Here is a 329-nt window from a genome sequence, read left to right as displayed (position 1 = left end):
GTCGTGGCGCTCGGGGTACTCCGCACCCCACTTCATGAACGAGCGGATCGCCGTCGGTGCCGTGTAGAACTGCGTGACGTCGAGGTCGTCGACGATCTCCCAGAAGCGGTCCTGCTCGGGGTAGTCAGGGGCCCCCTCGTACATCGTCGTCGTCGTGCCGAGGGCGAGCGGGCCGTAGACGATGTAGGAGTGCCCGGTGATCCAGCCGATGTCGGCCGAGCAGAAGTAGGTGTCTTCCGGCTTGACGTCGAGGACATTCTGCGAGGTCCACGCCGTCCACGCAAGGTAGCCGGCAGTGGTGTGTTTCACCCCCTTCGGCTTCCCGGTGG

1 protein-coding gene is annotated in these 329 nt (G+C 65.3%); it reads right to left on the bottom strand.

Going from position 1 to position 329, the window contains the following annotated elements; translation table 11 throughout:
• Positions 1-329 (bottom strand): AMP-binding protein (locus tag HKX41_10835; protein NNC24625.1); only part of this gene is annotated, 329 nt, incomplete at both ends.

The sequence above is a fragment of the Salifodinibacter halophilus genome (genome assembly GCA_012999515.1).
Lineage (GTDB): Bacteria > Pseudomonadota > Gammaproteobacteria > Nevskiales > Salinisphaeraceae > Salifodinibacter > Salifodinibacter halophilus.
Note: the sequence above shows the minus strand (reverse complement) of the source record. Positions and strands in the feature narration are given on the sequence as shown.